12 protein-coding genes and 3 tRNA genes are annotated in these 13,837 nt (G+C 59.3%); 9 read left to right on the top strand and 6 right to left on the bottom strand.

What is annotated here, in order from left to right:
- Positions 1-180 precede the first annotated feature (180 nt).
- The gene (locus tag A6D6_RS15145; RefSeq protein WP_014994373.1) at positions 181-591 is read left to right on the top strand and encodes a PaaI family thioesterase; all 411 of its coding nucleotides are present in this window, start codon (positions 181-183) and stop codon (positions 589-591) included.
- A 5-nt stretch (positions 592-596) separates the two neighbouring features.
- On the opposite strand, the gene A6D6_RS15140 is transcribed toward A6D6_RS15145, so the two are convergent.
- Genes A6D6_RS15140 through A6D6_RS15125 form a run of 4 tightly spaced genes read right to left on the bottom strand, consistent with a single transcriptional unit; the run spans position 597 to position 4,285 of the window.
- Positions 597-1,229 carry a LysE family transporter gene (locus A6D6_RS15140; RefSeq protein WP_133490730.1) on the bottom strand — a complete coding sequence of 211 codons (633 nt, stop codon included), beginning with the start codon at positions 1,227-1,229 and terminating at the stop codon, positions 597-599.
- Between the two features lie 39 nt (positions 1,230-1,268).
- Entirely contained in the window at positions 1,269-2,300 is a 1,032-nt protein-coding gene (locus A6D6_RS15135) for an ArsA family ATPase (RefSeq protein WP_159661182.1), read from the bottom strand.
- A 24-nt stretch (positions 2,301-2,324) separates the two neighbouring features.
- The gene (locus A6D6_RS15130) at positions 2,325-2,600 is read right to left on the bottom strand and encodes a cory-CC-star protein (protein WP_439647239.1); all 276 of its coding nucleotides are present in this window, start codon (positions 2,598-2,600) and stop codon (positions 2,325-2,327) included.
- Positions 2,601-2,605: 5 nt separating this feature from the next.
- On the bottom strand, positions 2,606-4,285 hold the full coding sequence (locus tag A6D6_RS15125) for a carbon starvation CstA family protein (protein WP_133490733.1): 1,680 nt from the start codon (positions 4,283-4,285) through the stop codon (positions 2,606-2,608).
- Between the two features lie 275 nt (positions 4,286-4,560).
- On the opposite strand from A6D6_RS15125, the gene uvrY reads away from it, so the two are divergent.
- The 6 genes from uvrY (at position 4,561) to A6D6_RS15095 (ending at position 8,420) form a co-directional block, all read left to right on the top strand.
- A complete protein-coding gene (gene uvrY / locus A6D6_RS15120) occupies positions 4,561-5,211 on the top strand; it encodes a UvrY/SirA/GacA family response regulator transcription factor (RefSeq protein ID WP_014994378.1) in 651 nt (216 codons plus the stop codon).
- Between the two features lie 252 nt (positions 5,212-5,463).
- On the top strand, positions 5,464-7,284 hold the full coding sequence (gene uvrC, locus A6D6_RS15115; RefSeq protein ID WP_133490734.1) for an excinuclease ABC subunit UvrC: 1,821 nt from the start codon (positions 5,464-5,466) through the stop codon (positions 7,282-7,284).
- Between the two features lie 119 nt (positions 7,285-7,403).
- Entirely contained in the window at positions 7,404-8,009 is a 606-nt protein-coding gene (gene pgsA / locus A6D6_RS15110) for a CDP-diacylglycerol--glycerol-3-phosphate 3-phosphatidyltransferase (protein WP_133490735.1), read from the top strand.
- Positions 8,010-8,090: 81 nt separating this feature from the next.
- Positions 8,091-8,166, top strand: a tRNA-Gly gene (locus tag A6D6_RS15105).
- A gap of 48 nt (positions 8,167-8,214) precedes the next feature.
- Positions 8,215-8,288 (top strand) — tRNA-Cys (locus A6D6_RS15100).
- A gap of 45 nt (positions 8,289-8,333) precedes the next feature.
- A tRNA-Leu gene (locus A6D6_RS15095) sits at positions 8,334-8,420 on the top strand.
- 187 nt (positions 8,421-8,607) lie between these two features.
- Here A6D6_RS15095 and A6D6_RS15090 read toward each other — a convergent pair.
- Together A6D6_RS15090 and mobH are read right to left on the bottom strand one after the other, a co-directional pair.
- Complete coding sequence (locus tag A6D6_RS15090; RefSeq protein WP_158549048.1) at positions 8,608-9,555, bottom strand: tyrosine-type recombinase/integrase; 948 nt, start codon at positions 9,553-9,555, stop codon at positions 8,608-8,610.
- A 100-nt stretch (positions 9,556-9,655) separates the two neighbouring features.
- Complete coding sequence (gene mobH / locus A6D6_RS15085) at positions 9,656-11,527, bottom strand: MobH family relaxase (RefSeq protein ID WP_116028226.1); 1,872 nt, start codon at positions 11,525-11,527, stop codon at positions 9,656-9,658.
- A 137-nt stretch (positions 11,528-11,664) separates the two neighbouring features.
- Between mobH and A6D6_RS15080 the strand changes: the two genes are divergently transcribed.
- Positions 11,665-12,879, top strand: a complete 1,215-nt coding sequence (locus tag A6D6_RS15080; protein WP_116028225.1) for a Shedu immune nuclease family protein — start codon at positions 11,665-11,667, stop codon at positions 12,877-12,879.
- Between the two features lie 93 nt (positions 12,880-12,972).
- Positions 12,973-13,533 (top strand): hypothetical protein, encoded by a 561-nt coding sequence (locus A6D6_RS15075; RefSeq protein ID WP_116028224.1) that lies wholly within the window; start codon positions 12,973-12,975, stop codon positions 13,531-13,533.
- Positions 13,534-13,837: the final 304 nt, after the last annotated feature.

Below are 13,837 nucleotides of genomic sequence, written 5' to 3'. Positions count from 1 at the left end.
GACAAAGTGTCCCCGAATAGTGGCGGGAGTTTACAGGATTTGCCCGCCTCGGGCCCGTGCAAGGGGGGCGACGGACGCCGTGGCCCGTCAACTGTATACCGTATACAATGCGCCGGGCCAGGTGCTGGTCGCAACGGCCTTTGTTCCTTTTTTATAAAGCAGACAGGAGATCGCAGGTTAATGAGCTGGACTCGCGAAGACGAAATCAACTGGACCAATAACAACCCCTTCCGTTGTCATCTGGGCATCAAGATCAACTGGGTCAACGACGATGGCGGTTCCGAAATTGCCTTGCCGGTTACTCCGGAGCTGCTACAGGCGTATGGCATGGTGCACGGCGGCATTTACTGCGTGCTGATCGACACCGTGCTGGGCACCTGCGTGCGCGCCTACCATCAGCGCGATGCCGGCCCGATCACGGTGGATCTCAACGTCAGCTTTCTGCGGCCCACCGGACAGGGGGAGATCGTCTGCCGTGGTGAAATCATCAAGGCCGGCCGCAAGGTCATGGTTGGCAGCGCCGATGTGCTTGACGCGGAAGGCCGCAAGCTGGCTACCGGCCGTGGCTCTTTCCTGATGCGCAACGAGTAGCGTGATCAGACCGCCGCCCGGCGGGCGGTGGCCAGCAGGCTGGCGGCGGCGGCGAACAGGGCGGCGAAGCCGCGGTTCACCAGCCGCTGTTGGCGGGTACTGCGCAGCAGTTTGAGCGCACGGGCGGCCAGCCCGGTGTAGCCGAGCATCACCACGACATCCACGCTGATCAGGGTCAGGCCCATAATCGCGTATTGCAGGGCCATGGGCCGTGAGGGTTCGAGAAACTGAGGCAGGACCGCGAGCAGGAAGACCACTGCCTTGGGGTTGCTGGCGTTGATCAGGAAACCCCGAAGTAGCAGTACACCGCGGCGGCGGCCCTGATGATCGTCACCAAGGGTGTCGTAGTCCTGAGTGGGCGCGCGCCACTGTTTGACCGCCAGATAGAGCAGGTAGGCGACCCCGAACCATTTGATCAGGGCGAAAGCCAGAGCCGAGGTGGCGAGCAGGGCACCGACGCCGGCGGCGACGATGGCGAGTTGCAACACCAGACCCAGTTCCAGACCCAGAATATTCCAACCTCCACGTAATACGCCGTAGCGTAGCCCCGCGGACATGGACGCCACCGCACCGGCGCCGGGTGACAGACAGATCAGCCAGCAGGCCACGAAGAAAGCGAACCAGGTGTGCAGCGCCATGGGATATCCGTTAACGGGCAAAAAACGCGCTGAATACGTCTAGGGTGTGCTCAGCAGACGGGAACCAAAGGCTTCCAGGGCGGACAGTCCCTGAATGTCATCGACGAATAAGGGTACCTGCCGCCGGGGCAGCGGGTCCAGCCGTTCCGCCAGGTCCACCAACATTCTCTGCTCGCGTTCGCGCCGCGCCTGGAAGAAGGCCCCTGCGGCGCCGTCTGGCAGCACCCGGTTGACCACCGCGCCGGCCACCGGAATGCCGGCTTCCTTCAGGCTGTGCACGGCCCGTTCGGTTTCCAGAATAGGCAGACGTTCCGGTGTCAGCACGAACAGAAAGGCGCTGTGCTCGGGGGCGGAAAGCAAGCGGCGGGCTTTCTGGAAACGGCGCTGCCGTTCGATCAGTGGTGCCGCCAGGTCGCGGGTACGGTCATCCAGACCGGCCAGTTGATGTTCTTCCGGCGTATTGACCGGGCTATCCAAATCGCGGCCGGGGGTCAGGTGGGATAGCACCTTGCCCAACTGTTCGGAGCGGCGGTGTTGCCGTAACAGCCCCTCGCTCCAGGCCGCCATCACCTCAGGCAAGCTCAGCAGGCGCAGGGTGTGACCGGTGGGCGCGGTATCGAATACAACCAGATCAAAGCGCTCGCGAGCCTCTTCCATAATGGTGGTAAGACGCTCCAGCAGCGCGGCCTCCTGAGCACCGGGCGCCTGGCGGCTGAGCTTGAGCTGGTGTTCCATGGCCGAGCGTTGCTCGGGTCTGGCGAAGCGGGCCATTTGCGCGCGTACCCGCTGCAGATGCTCTTCGACCTCCTGTTCGGGATCCACCTCCAGAGCGGTGAGATTAACCGCCAGGGTCTGTTCCCGGTTACCGATCTCGCGGTCAAAAGCATCGGCCAGACTGTGGGCGGGATCGGTGGAGACCAGCAGCGTGCGGCGGCCCAGATTGGCGGCGGCCAGGGCCAGCGCGGAAGCCACCGTGGTTTTGCCCACGCCGCCCTTGCCGCCGACCATCAGTTGTCGGCGCTGGCTCAGAAGGTCATGCAGATTGAGTTCCGGCATGGTGATGGGGCTCATTGACGAACTTACCGGCGACAGCGCTCAGCAACAACGGAAATTATCCAGTGGTGAATGGGGCATGCCCATGCGCCGGTGCCAGTCATGGAATCGCTCCATCAACAACGGCTGCAGCTCCAGTGTGTACCAACTGGCCGGATTGGGAATGCCCATGGTCTCGGAGAAGACCATGAGCATGAACAGATCATCTTCATCCCGGCGGGCGCGGGCAATGGCGGACCGGTAGGGGGCGTTGTAATACTCCACCCCCAGCTCTCCGGCGCGCCGATACCAGCGCTTGAGGTTGCCGAGAATCGTCACGGCTTTCACCCTTTCACCTCGGCTTCCCGGGCTTTCTTGTGGCGGCGAAGGCTGGCGGTGCACTCCAGGGTTACCAGAACCGCCGCCACCAGAACCACCAGATCGAGGCTGAACAGGAACCAATCCTGTTTCTCATAGAATCCGCGTAGCTGGATCAACAGCGCCGCCAGCGTCATGACCAGCAGGAATACCAGCGGTACCAGGGTATAGAGGGTGGGGCGGCCAAGCCGTACCAGCATTACCGTGACCACCAGCAGGGTGAGACCGGCGAGCAACTGGTTGGTGGTGCCAAACAATGGCCAGATCAACAGGCCGCCGGAACCGTCCGCGCCCCCGGCGCCAAACGCCAGCAGCACACAGGCACCCACCGCCAGCAGAGTGGCGGGGGCAGGGCGGCGCATCCAGCGGATGTTATACAGCTCACCCCATTCCTGGAAAATGTAACGCTGCAGCCGCAAGCCGGTGTCCATGGTGGTACCGGCGAACAACGCGGCCATCACCGTCAGCATGGTGGCCGAAACCGAGGCGTCAATGCCGGTGCCGGCGCTGAGAATGGCGGCGCCGCCGTCGACGAACGCCTTCAGGCTGCCGGCGCCGAACTTGGAATAGACCTCCTGCCAATCCGCCAGTGAGGCAAAGCCCGCCGTGGCGGCGAGGATCGCGGCCAGGGCCAGCGCCCCTTCACCAATGGCGCCGAAATAGCCGACGAATCGGGCGTCGGTTTCCTTGTTCAACTGCTTGGACGTGGTGCCGGAGGCGACCAGACCATGGAACCCGGAGATCGCGCCACAGGCGATGGTGACGAACAGCAAGGGCAGTAACGGCGGCGTGCCATCCGGCACGTTCACATTGAGGGCCGGCGCCACCACCGTCGGATTGGCGATCAGCATGGCGCCATAAAGCAGGATCAGACCAACAAAGAGCTGCAGTCCGTTGATGTAATCACGGGGTTGCAGCAATACCCAAACCGGCAAGAGCGAGGCAATGGCGGCGTAGGCGAACAGGATCAGGATCCAGGCGGCGTTGGCGGAGAGGCCGAAGGTGGTCTCCGGCAAGGCGATGGGGACCGACGGGCCAACCCAGATCAAAGCGTACAGTGCCACCACGCCGAGCAGAGAAACGACGGCGAGATTCAATTTCCAGCGGTAGATCAACTGGCCGATCACCAGGGCCACGGCAATAGCGCCCCATACTGGTACCACGGCGCCGGGATTGTTGATCAACAGGCGGGCGATCACCACGCCGAACACCGCGTTGACCATCAATAGCACCAGGAAAATAACGATCATGAACACGCTGCGGGCACGTGGACCCACCACTTCGCCGGTGAGGCTGCCCACCGACTGTGCCCGATTACGGACGCTGGCCCAGATCGCGCCGGAATCGTGGACCCCGGCGAAGAAAATGGTGCCGAACACCACCCACAGAAACGCGGGCAGCCAGCCCCAGATCACGGCAATGGCCGGACCGACAATGGGCGCGGCGCCGGCCACTGAAGTGAAGTGATGGCCCCAAAGGACAAATTTGTTAGTGGGTACGAAATCCACGCCGTCTTCCATGGCATGGGCGGGCGTTTCGAAATTCGGATCAAGCTTGTAGATTTTATCGGCGATAAAACGGGAATAGAGAAAATAGCCGGCGGCCATGCCGCCCAGTCCGAGGATCAATAAGACGATGGCGCTCATGATTAATCCTTATTCGCTGCGCAGTCGGGTAAGACATGTCCACCACAGAATTAACTCCAAAGTGTGAAGCTGGTCAATGCGACCAAAGTCCAAAGCGCTCAATGTTGGTGCGCTCTCTAGGCAGAGCGGCCGTCGCGGGTTAGGCTTAACTGACTTTTTCGGATGTCCGGCCTCTGTCTGATTGTCATGGAGAGGAAGCCATGCCAGGGGGGAACCGGGGTGACTTCCGACAACAAAAACCACACTTCAAGGATCGACGTGGGGGAGATTCGACGATGATCAAAGTAATGGTGGTGGACGACCACGAGTTGGTGCGTACCGGCATTAGCCGGATGCTGAGTGACCAGGATGGCATCCGTGTCATTGGGGAAGCCGCCTCCGGCGAGGAGGCGGTGAAGCTGGCTCGCGACCTGGAGCCGGACGTGGTGCTGATGGACATCAAGATGCCCGGCATGGGCGGACTGGTTGCCACCCGTAAGATGATGAAGCAGGACGACGGCATTCGCATCATCGCGGTAACCGTGTGCGAGGAAGAACCGTTTCCTTCCCGGGTGATGGAAGCCGGCGCCGCTGGTTATATGACCAAGGGGGCGGATCTGGAAGAAATGGTGCGGGCAATCAAGGTGGTGCAAAGCGGGCAGCGTTACATCAGCCCGGACATCGCCCAGGCGATGGCGCTGCGTGCCTACAAGCCGACGCCGGCGGCCCTGGATGTGCTGTCCGAAAGGGAACTGCAGATCATGACGATGATCGTCAACCGCTTCAAAGTGCAGGACGTGGCCGATCAGCTCTGCTTGTCACCCAAAACGGTCAACACCTACCGATACCGGATTTTCGACAAGCTCGGTATTACCAGTGACATGGAAATGGCGCTGATCGCGGTGCGTCATGGCCTGGTCAACGCCCACGAAGCGGTGGCCCTGTAAAAAGGGAACCTCTGAAAAAGTACCCCGTCATCCCGGGCTTGACCCGGGATCTCCCACCGCAAGGTGAGTGGCTTCGTGGAAGGAGATGCCGGATCGAATCCGGGCATGACGTTTTCAGAGGCTGCTTAAACCCGGATTTTGCTAAACTAGGTGGCGCCCGTGCTCCGGCACGGGCGTTTTGCGTTCCGGGCGACCGGCCCGTGTCATCAACGGCTATCGCCTGTTCCCGTCGCGCCTCAATTCGGAGTGAACTTGTCCAGTTTCGACGCCAAGCATTTCCTCGCCCATTGCCCGCGCACCCCGGGGGTGTACCGCATGCTGGATGGCAAAGGCGGGGTCCTGTACGTGGGCAAGGCGCGGGATTTGCGGGCCCGGCTCTCCAGCTATTTCCAGAAGCGGGTGGATTCCGCCAAGACCCGCGCGCTGGTGGCCAAGATCGAAGCGGTGGAGAGCACCGTCACCGGCAGCGAGGCGGAAGCGCTGTTGTTGGAACAGTCGTTGATCAAGACGCTGCGGCCTCCCTATAACATTCTGCTGCGGGACGATAAATCCTATCCCTACATCAAGATCACCACCTCGGACCGCTTTCCCCGGGTGACCTTTCACCGTGGCAGCCGCCGCCCCGGCGCGCAGTACTTCGGTCCTTATCCCAGCGCCGGCAGTGTCCGTGAGACGCTGGCGCTGATCGAAAAGGTGTTCCTGATCCGCAATTGCCGGGACAGCTTCTTCCGTAACCGCTCCCGCCCCTGTCTGCAGTATCAGATCCACCGCTGTACCGGGCCCTGCGTGGATCTGGTGTCCGAGGAGCATTACGCGACCCAGGTACGCATGGCGATCGATTTTCTTTCTGGCCGTAGCCGCGAGGTGACCCGCCGGCTGACCCGGGAAATGGAAGCCGCCGCCGAGCGGCTGGAGTTCGAGCGTGCGGCGGAATTACGTGATCAACTGGCCGCGGTACAGGCGGTGCAGCAGAAACAGAATGTGGAAGCCGGCAGCGGCAATGTGGACGCGGTGGCCATCGCCACCCGCCATGGACTGGCGGTGATCGAGGTGCTGATGGTCCGCCAGGGCCGGGTGCTTGGCCACCGCAGCTTCCGTCCGGATACCCGTGGCGAGGACGATCAGGAGGAAATTCTGGAAGCCTTCCTGGCCCAGTACTATCTCGGAGAGCGGGACGAACAGTCGATTCCAAAGGAAATCCTGCTGCCGATGGCGTTGCCTGGTGCCGATGCCTTGCAGGAAGCGCTGTCCAGCCGCTATCAACGGCAGATCCGGCTGGCCTGGCGGGTCAGGGCAGGGCGGTCCGCCTGGCTCAATATGGCCAGAACCAACGCCGAGCAGACCATCGCCGGGGATCTGGCTGCCCGCGAACATCTGGAGAGTCGCTTCCACGCCCTGGAGACCCTGTTGGAGGCGGACGCGCCGATCCGCCACGTGGAGTGCTTTGATATCAGCCACACCCAGGGAGAGCGGGCGGTGGCCTCCTGTGTGGTGTTCGACCAGCATGGGCCGCGCAAGACCGATTACCGTCACTTCAATGTTACTCCGGACCAGGGCGGCGACGACTATCAGGCGTTGGAGGAAGCGGTTCGTCGCCGCTATCAGCGCGTGGTCAAGGAGGAGGGGCGCTTGCCGGACCTGCTGTTGATCGACGGGGGAAAAGGGCAGATGCGGCGTGCCTTCGATGTGATCCAGTCGTTGCAGCTGGATAATCGTATTCTGGTCATGGGGATAGGCAAGGGTCCGACCCGCAAACCGGGACTCGAAGTCCTGTACCTGCCCGACGGCCGCGAGCTGGTGCCCGGCGGCGGCGATTCGGCACTGCACTTGCTGCAGCAGATCCGGGATGAGGCCCATCGGTTCGCCATCACCGGCCACCGCGCTCGACGGGCCAAGGCCCGCCGGTCCGGCCTGGAGGAGATTCCCGGAGTGGGGCCGAAGCGGCGAAAGGCGCTGCTCAGTCACTTCGGCGGCCTCAAGCAATTGCGTAATGCCTCCAAGGAGGAACTGGCCCGGGTGGAGGGGGTCAACGCCCAGACCGCGCAAACCATCTACGACTGGTTCCACGGCTAGGCCGGCTGCTTCGGGCGGGCCGGCCGGGCCGATTTATCATTCCCACAAAAGCAGTCCGGCAATGAGAAGACGGAACGATTCCGCTATACTGGTTTTTTTTCAGCCGGTTGAAGTGGTTCATGCCTGCGCACTCTCCGATTTTGAATCTGCCGAACATCCTGACCCTGATTCGCGTCGCCGCCATCCCGGTGCTGGTGGCGGCGTTTTATCTCCCGTTCAAAGGCAGCAATATGGTGGCCGCCGTGCTGTTTCTGGCCGCCGGACTGACTGACTGGCTGGACGGCTACCTGGCTCGCAAACTGGGACAAACCAGTCCTTTTGGCGCCTTTCTGGATCCGGTGGCGGACAAGCTGATCGTCGCCGTGGCGCTGTTGATGCTGGTGCAGCAGCATGCCACGCTCTGGCTCACCGCCCCGGCCATGGTTATCGTGTGCCGGGAAATCACCGTATCGGCGCTACGGGAGTGGATGGCGGAGTTGGGGATGCGCGCTAAGGTGGCGGTCAGTGCCATCGGTAAAATAAAGACGGTGACCCAGATGGTGGCCATCACCTTGCTGCTGGCGGTCCAGCCCGGCTACGACATCAGCGGGGGGATGCTGATGACGCCCATCCTCTGGTTGAGTTATGTTTGTCTCTACGTAGCCATGTTGCTTACTTTGTGGTCGATGTTCCTGTATCTGAAGGCAGCGGCGCCGCAGTTCCGGCGTTCGCGCCCAAGACCCTGAAAAAACAGAGAAAATGGGTTGACAGAACAAGGGGTATGAGTAGAATGCTGATCCGCGTCGAGACAAACAATCGACGCTAAAGCGGGAATAGCTCAGCTGGTAGAGCACAACCTTGCCAAGGTTGGGGTCGCGAGTTCGAATCTCGTTTCCCGCTCCAATTTTCAACCTCGGCACAGCCGAGGTTTTTTGTTCTTTCAAGATTTCAGGCGCGGTGGCAGAGTGGTTATGCAGCGGACTGCAACTCCGTGTACGCCGGTTCGATTCCGACCCGCGCCTCCAATCCCTCTCAGTGGAAGTCCTCTACCTCGAGCACCCCGAGATCAAGCGGGTATGGTGAAATTGGTAGACACAAGAGACTTAAAATCTCTCGACCGTTAGGTCGTGCCGGTTCGAGTCCGGCTACCCGCACCAGGATTCGTAGGTGCGCCAAGACACCTCTAAATCTTGGCAATTAGCCGCCGGGGAATGCCGTCCCCGGCTTTTTTTTGCCTATGGTGTCTTGGATAACCTCGCGATGAGGTTCCTCCCAGTCAACTCTAACGAAACACGAAACCTACCGGATACCGTTAGCTGCTGGAAAAGCCCAACACGGATGCTTTTAACATGACCGACCAATGGGGCGCAAGCTTGGGAGGTGGGAGACCAATCCGCCGAGCTGGGCGACATCGGGGTGGATATACCCCATGGTTGTCTTGATATTGGTGTGCCCGAGCACGTCCTGAAGGCCCTTCAACTGACCTGTCGGCGCCAGGTGTGTGGCCATGGTATGCCGGAGACGGTGGGCGGAAATGGGCGTACCCAACTCTTTCGTCAGATCCTGGAAAAAGCGGGTAATGTGATCCGGCGTCAGCACCGAGCCTTCGTACCGCGGATTAAACAGAGTACCGTTGAAGACTTGTTCATCGGGCAGCGGAGCGCGCCCCAATACATCGCGTGTGCGTCGCTCCAGATATTCAAAGTCCTGAATCAAGTCATCGTGAAGGGGAACCGGCCATTCCCGTAATGTTTTGCTGGTCTCGTAGCGCAGAAGAAGGTATTTCTCGTCGAGATGGAGGTCTTTCCATCGGATCCCCGGAAGCTGAGAGCGCCGCAGTCCCGTAAAGAAAAACGTCCGGACAACGATCCCCCAGAACCATCGCGGCGCCATGCCCTTTGATGTGCCGCGATGACGTGTCAGCAGGGTCATGACTTGGTCGAGGAGGGGAACCGCCACGGTCTTGGGTAACCGGCCCGGTTCGGGGGCAGGGGGGACTTCCTTGAAGGGGTTGGACGAGACCCAGCCGCGTTTGGGGTGCATGGCGAAATTGAAGAGCGCGCGCAGGTGTCGGCGGTGCAGATTCCAGGTCGTCCGCCGGACAGTCCGTAGGCGCAGGTTACGCCAGTCGATGACCGCATCCTCTGTCACCTCATCGATGTATTCGATGTCGGAGTTGTTGAGCCAGCTTTTTACGGACGTCCGGTACATGAGGACGGTGTTGGGCTTCAGCAGCTTGAAGCGAACATAAGCCGCGCAAAGATCGTTAAAAGTCATCCTTGAGGGGAGCATTTTGTATTCCTCCGTGAGTGGATTGTGTGTGAACAGGCACATCCGAGTGCCCGGGCTAAAGGGTATCGATTTTTCATTTGTGGCTGAAATGACAAAATGACTAAGTCATTAGTAGTAATCTGACCGCCGGATTGGGCGGCGGCAGTGTCAGCCCCAACTCGCTGACCTCGGTCTTTGAAATCAAATACACCTTCATCAGGGCCTGCTTCCGGGCGCCGCTGGCCTTGCAGGTCCAAATGTTCATGTTGTCGTGGGTGCGCTGGTGCAGCTTCAGTTTTTGGAAGCGCTTCTGGACGTGGTTCCAGCGCGCCGCGCTGAAGTCTTTGAAAATCCCGGGGGAGACCAGCACAAGGCCTTGTTCGATGACGTGGATGCGGGCCTGGGGCGTGTTGATCGCCAAGCGGCCCGTGGCCAGACCATCGCGTAACCAAGCCAGAAACTGCTTGCCTGGGTCGCCTGACGCCTGATCAGCTTCGTTTTTTATAGGTGACGGTGGGGGCGACGCCGGCGTGGTAGGTCTGGGACTGGTTGGCGAACTCGTGTTCGCTTCAACCTGTTTGCCGGGGTCCTCGGTTACCCCTTCGCTGGAGCCTCTGTCGGTGTTGATATCCATTGGTAGCGGCAACGCCAGGTCGTCAGCGATGTCTTTGCCGTCATGGCTATCCGGATGGCCAGTGGACGCGGGTATGGGGGGTAGCGGTAAGTCCGGCTCATTGGCATGCACCGGCGGTGTTTGTGAGTCTGGTGCCGATGGGCGGTGCTCCTGATCGGCTTCCTCATCGGAATTCACATCCGTCGTGGGTTTGGTGGTACTGGGTTGGACGGTGACGCCGGTGCCTGAAGGGCGCTGATCCGGATCGGGCCAGATCCGGCTGAGGTCGATCTTCAGGCAGGTTAACGATTGGCGCCAGTCATCAATGGTGATGTCACAAAGCCAGATGGCCCGATCCTCATTCGGCACCACAATCCCATGCTGTTGCAGCTCATCCATCACGCGGCTGTTGCGAGTGGGGATGCCGGGTTGGCCTTCCTCGATCAAATGCACCAGCAGCGCATCGATGGTGCGTTTGGATACCAGCCAGATGTGGTGCTCATCGGTAAAGCCCGCCGCGCCGCGGCGATTGAGGGGTAGTTCTCCAGAAGTGATGAGGTGCCGCAGCCCGGTGAGCAGGCGTTCGGCCAAAGGCTTGACCCGCGTCGTGGGCATCTGGGGAGTGACGCCACCGGCCAGGTTCTCCGCAACGGAGCGTCGGTCGGCTTTGGCGATGATGGCGCCCAAGGGGCCGGCGTCTTCCATCGCGCCTTGAATGGCCGCAAGCCAAGCGTCCAGCAGGGTGGGGGCCGAGGCCAGCCAGTCCAGGCCGTGTTGCGGCAGCAGGATGGGGGCGAGCAGCGGGGCGATCCGTTCGTGTTGGCGATGGACGCGCCCGTGCCGGAAGGTCATTTGATACTGGCTGCCCTCTGGCATGGGGCCAGATACGGGCGTCCAGGCGTGGCCCGATCCATTGGTCTGGTAAAACGTGATCGCCTGGTCCACCACCGGCTTACCCAGGTCATGGAGCAGGGCACCCGTAAAACAGGCGTAGGTCCATAGATCCTGTTGGCTGGCCTGATCCTCGGGACTGGCGTTTGGCGGCAGCAAGATACCGCGTCTGAGAAGAAGGGAGTTGTGGGCCACTTCCAGGCCGTGGCGCAGCAGACCGCCTGGCCCAGCGTGGTGGTGGGCTTCCGAGGCGGGGAGCAGCTGGACCAAAGCCGCGAAGCGATCGAGCAGGGCCTGATACAACCGCTGCCAGTGCGACTCGGGGACGCCGGCCAAGCCCTTCAGCGTGGAGATCAGACCGTTGTGCGGCGCCAACAGCGCCTCCGCGCCCTGTACCTCGAAACGGCCATTGGAAGGCCGTTGAGGTACAGTGGCGTCATTGGGCGCCTGGAACCAGCGCCGAACCTGTTGGAGTGTTGTCCGCATCATGCGGCGGACGGTAGTCTTTTGCCGGTCCAGGAGGGAGGGGAAATAGGAACGGGGCAGTGTTGGGATTTTGGGTTGTCGGGCGTTGAGGGCCTAGTTCTTTAAGGTGCCGGCATGAATGCGGAATGAGGAGGTAGACGGTGATCACTATTTCAAAGGACGAAGTCCGTTTGCTGCTGACATACCGGCCTGATGGATTCAACGATAGTCCCATCTGGGTGGATAGACGGCTCAAGGTCGAAGGCAGTGTGACTCTGCGTCGGACTTTCACCTTCACAAGCGGCGATCTCGCCTCGATAGACGGGACGCTCCAGACCGACGACGACGGTGAACGCGTATTCGTGCTGGGCGTATCTGAGGGTGACTACTATAAAGTTAATAAAGATGTTCTGGGGTTGAAGTACGATTTGAGGCTCGACCGGGCAATGAAGCTAGAACCTCGCACTTTTGTTGCCTACCGGGGTATTTCGATTTTCCGCAAAATTGATGAGTTGATCGATGAGCCCATCATGGTAGGTGGCGCTGATGAAAGCGCGATTCCGCTGGCCGATTTTGATCAACTTATAAAGACATTCCCGACAAGCACCGAGCTGACCCACTACACCGGAGCACGTATTGCCCGGGTGCTGAAGGATTATTTCGGAACCCTGTCGGATGCAGAGCAGAACCTCAACAGATACTTGGAGAAAAAGTCGAGACTGGGCACCTCATCTCGGGGGGATTTTCTAAATACCTTCGAGTTGGAGAAGTTCGAATATATCCACGCCGAGCTGAAAGAGATGATGCGGACGGCTGACGAATACCAAGAGAAGGGCTGGCAGAGGAGGGTCCTGGATCTATTGCTTTTCATCTTTCCCAAGTACATTGCTGTGCTGGAAAACGTCCACATCAAGGACTTTTACTCAAATATGGACAAGGCGACCAACCGCTATATAGATCTGATGCTGGTTGATGCCAACGGAAGCGTCGATATTATCGAGGTCAAGAAGCCATTCTCAAATGCACTGCTAACTCGTCACAAGTATCGGAACAACCATACACCGAGGGTCGAACTGGCTGGAGCCGTCATGCAGGCTGAAAAGTATCTGTTCCACCTCAGTAAGTGGGGTCGGACCGGAGAGAAGGAAATATACAAAAAGCGTAAAAGTGAACTCCCTGCCAATATTGACCTGAAGATCACCAACCCCAAGGGGCTGATCCTGCTAGGGCGTGACGAAGATTTTACTAACGAGCAGCGTTTTGACTTCGAAATAATCCGCCGAAAATACGCCAACATGATTGATATCATGACCTACGATGATCTGTTGCGCAGAGTGGAGAACATCATTGCCATGATGAAGCAGCGAGTAACCTAAGAGCGTGCACAATGAGGGGAAAAGGTAGTGTATTAGAAACATATAGAGTAAGTATTGGGTGGTAATTTATACCAACATCTGGAGTTTGGTTTCATGGAAGATTATTTTATTATTGCTTTGAAGCTGGCAGGGGTGCTGTCCACTATCATTCTTGGCATCGTTGCTGCTCCCCATAGATTATGGCTAGGCAGAAAAATTCAATCTGATCTTTTTGAGGTATTTAGGGGCGCCTTGGAACGAGAGGACAAGCATGCAGTGGTGATGATGTTTTGGCGTCTGCATCGTGTTCGTATGAAATATGGCGATATTTTGGCTCTTATTCGTAGGGATGATTTTCTTGAGATTATCCGGTATATGCAGCACCGCAGGAAGCATGTGTGTTTCAGGAATTGCACTTTGACATATGTCAAAACTGACTTTAAAAGAGGGATTGAAAGGGCAGTTCGGGTTCAAAGATGTATTGGGTGTTTGTTCGGTATTTTATTTTTGGGGATCGGGGTTATTTTTACCTTGGGTGAGGGGCTGGTGTCATTGTTTGGATTGGCAATCATGGTCTTCGGGAGTGTCTTCTGGGTCGTGAATGAGGAATCCGCGAGATTGGATAAAGACATGGTTGATTTTATCGAATCGGAGTCCAGTGGTTTGGCGGGGTGACCGAGCGCGGGGTGGGCAGTGAAGATCGATGCCCATTGCCTTTTGTCATGCAGCGCCGGCGGCGCTGCGGCCCTTTCGGATAGGGCCTTTGCCCTTCGCTTTGCCCCTTCCCGTCAGCCCTTTTGCCGGTATCGGCCCTTTGCGCCATTTGATGGCTTTGTCGGCCCTTTGGTGGGCTGGGGCAGGGTCGTGATTGGTGACATCAAGATCGTGGGCGCAACGTAAAAAGCCACACCCTTTCGGGGTGTGGCTTGGCGGTGTGCGGGGTTGGGGCAGATTGGGATGCGGGCGGGTGCGGAAAGAG

Origin of the sequence: Alcanivorax xiamenensis (genome assembly GCF_009846745.1) — a bacterium.
Taxonomy (GTDB): domain Bacteria; phylum Pseudomonadota; class Gammaproteobacteria; order Pseudomonadales; family Alcanivoracaceae; genus Alloalcanivorax; species Alloalcanivorax xiamenensis.
This window is presented reverse-complemented; position numbering and strand designations above follow the sequence as displayed.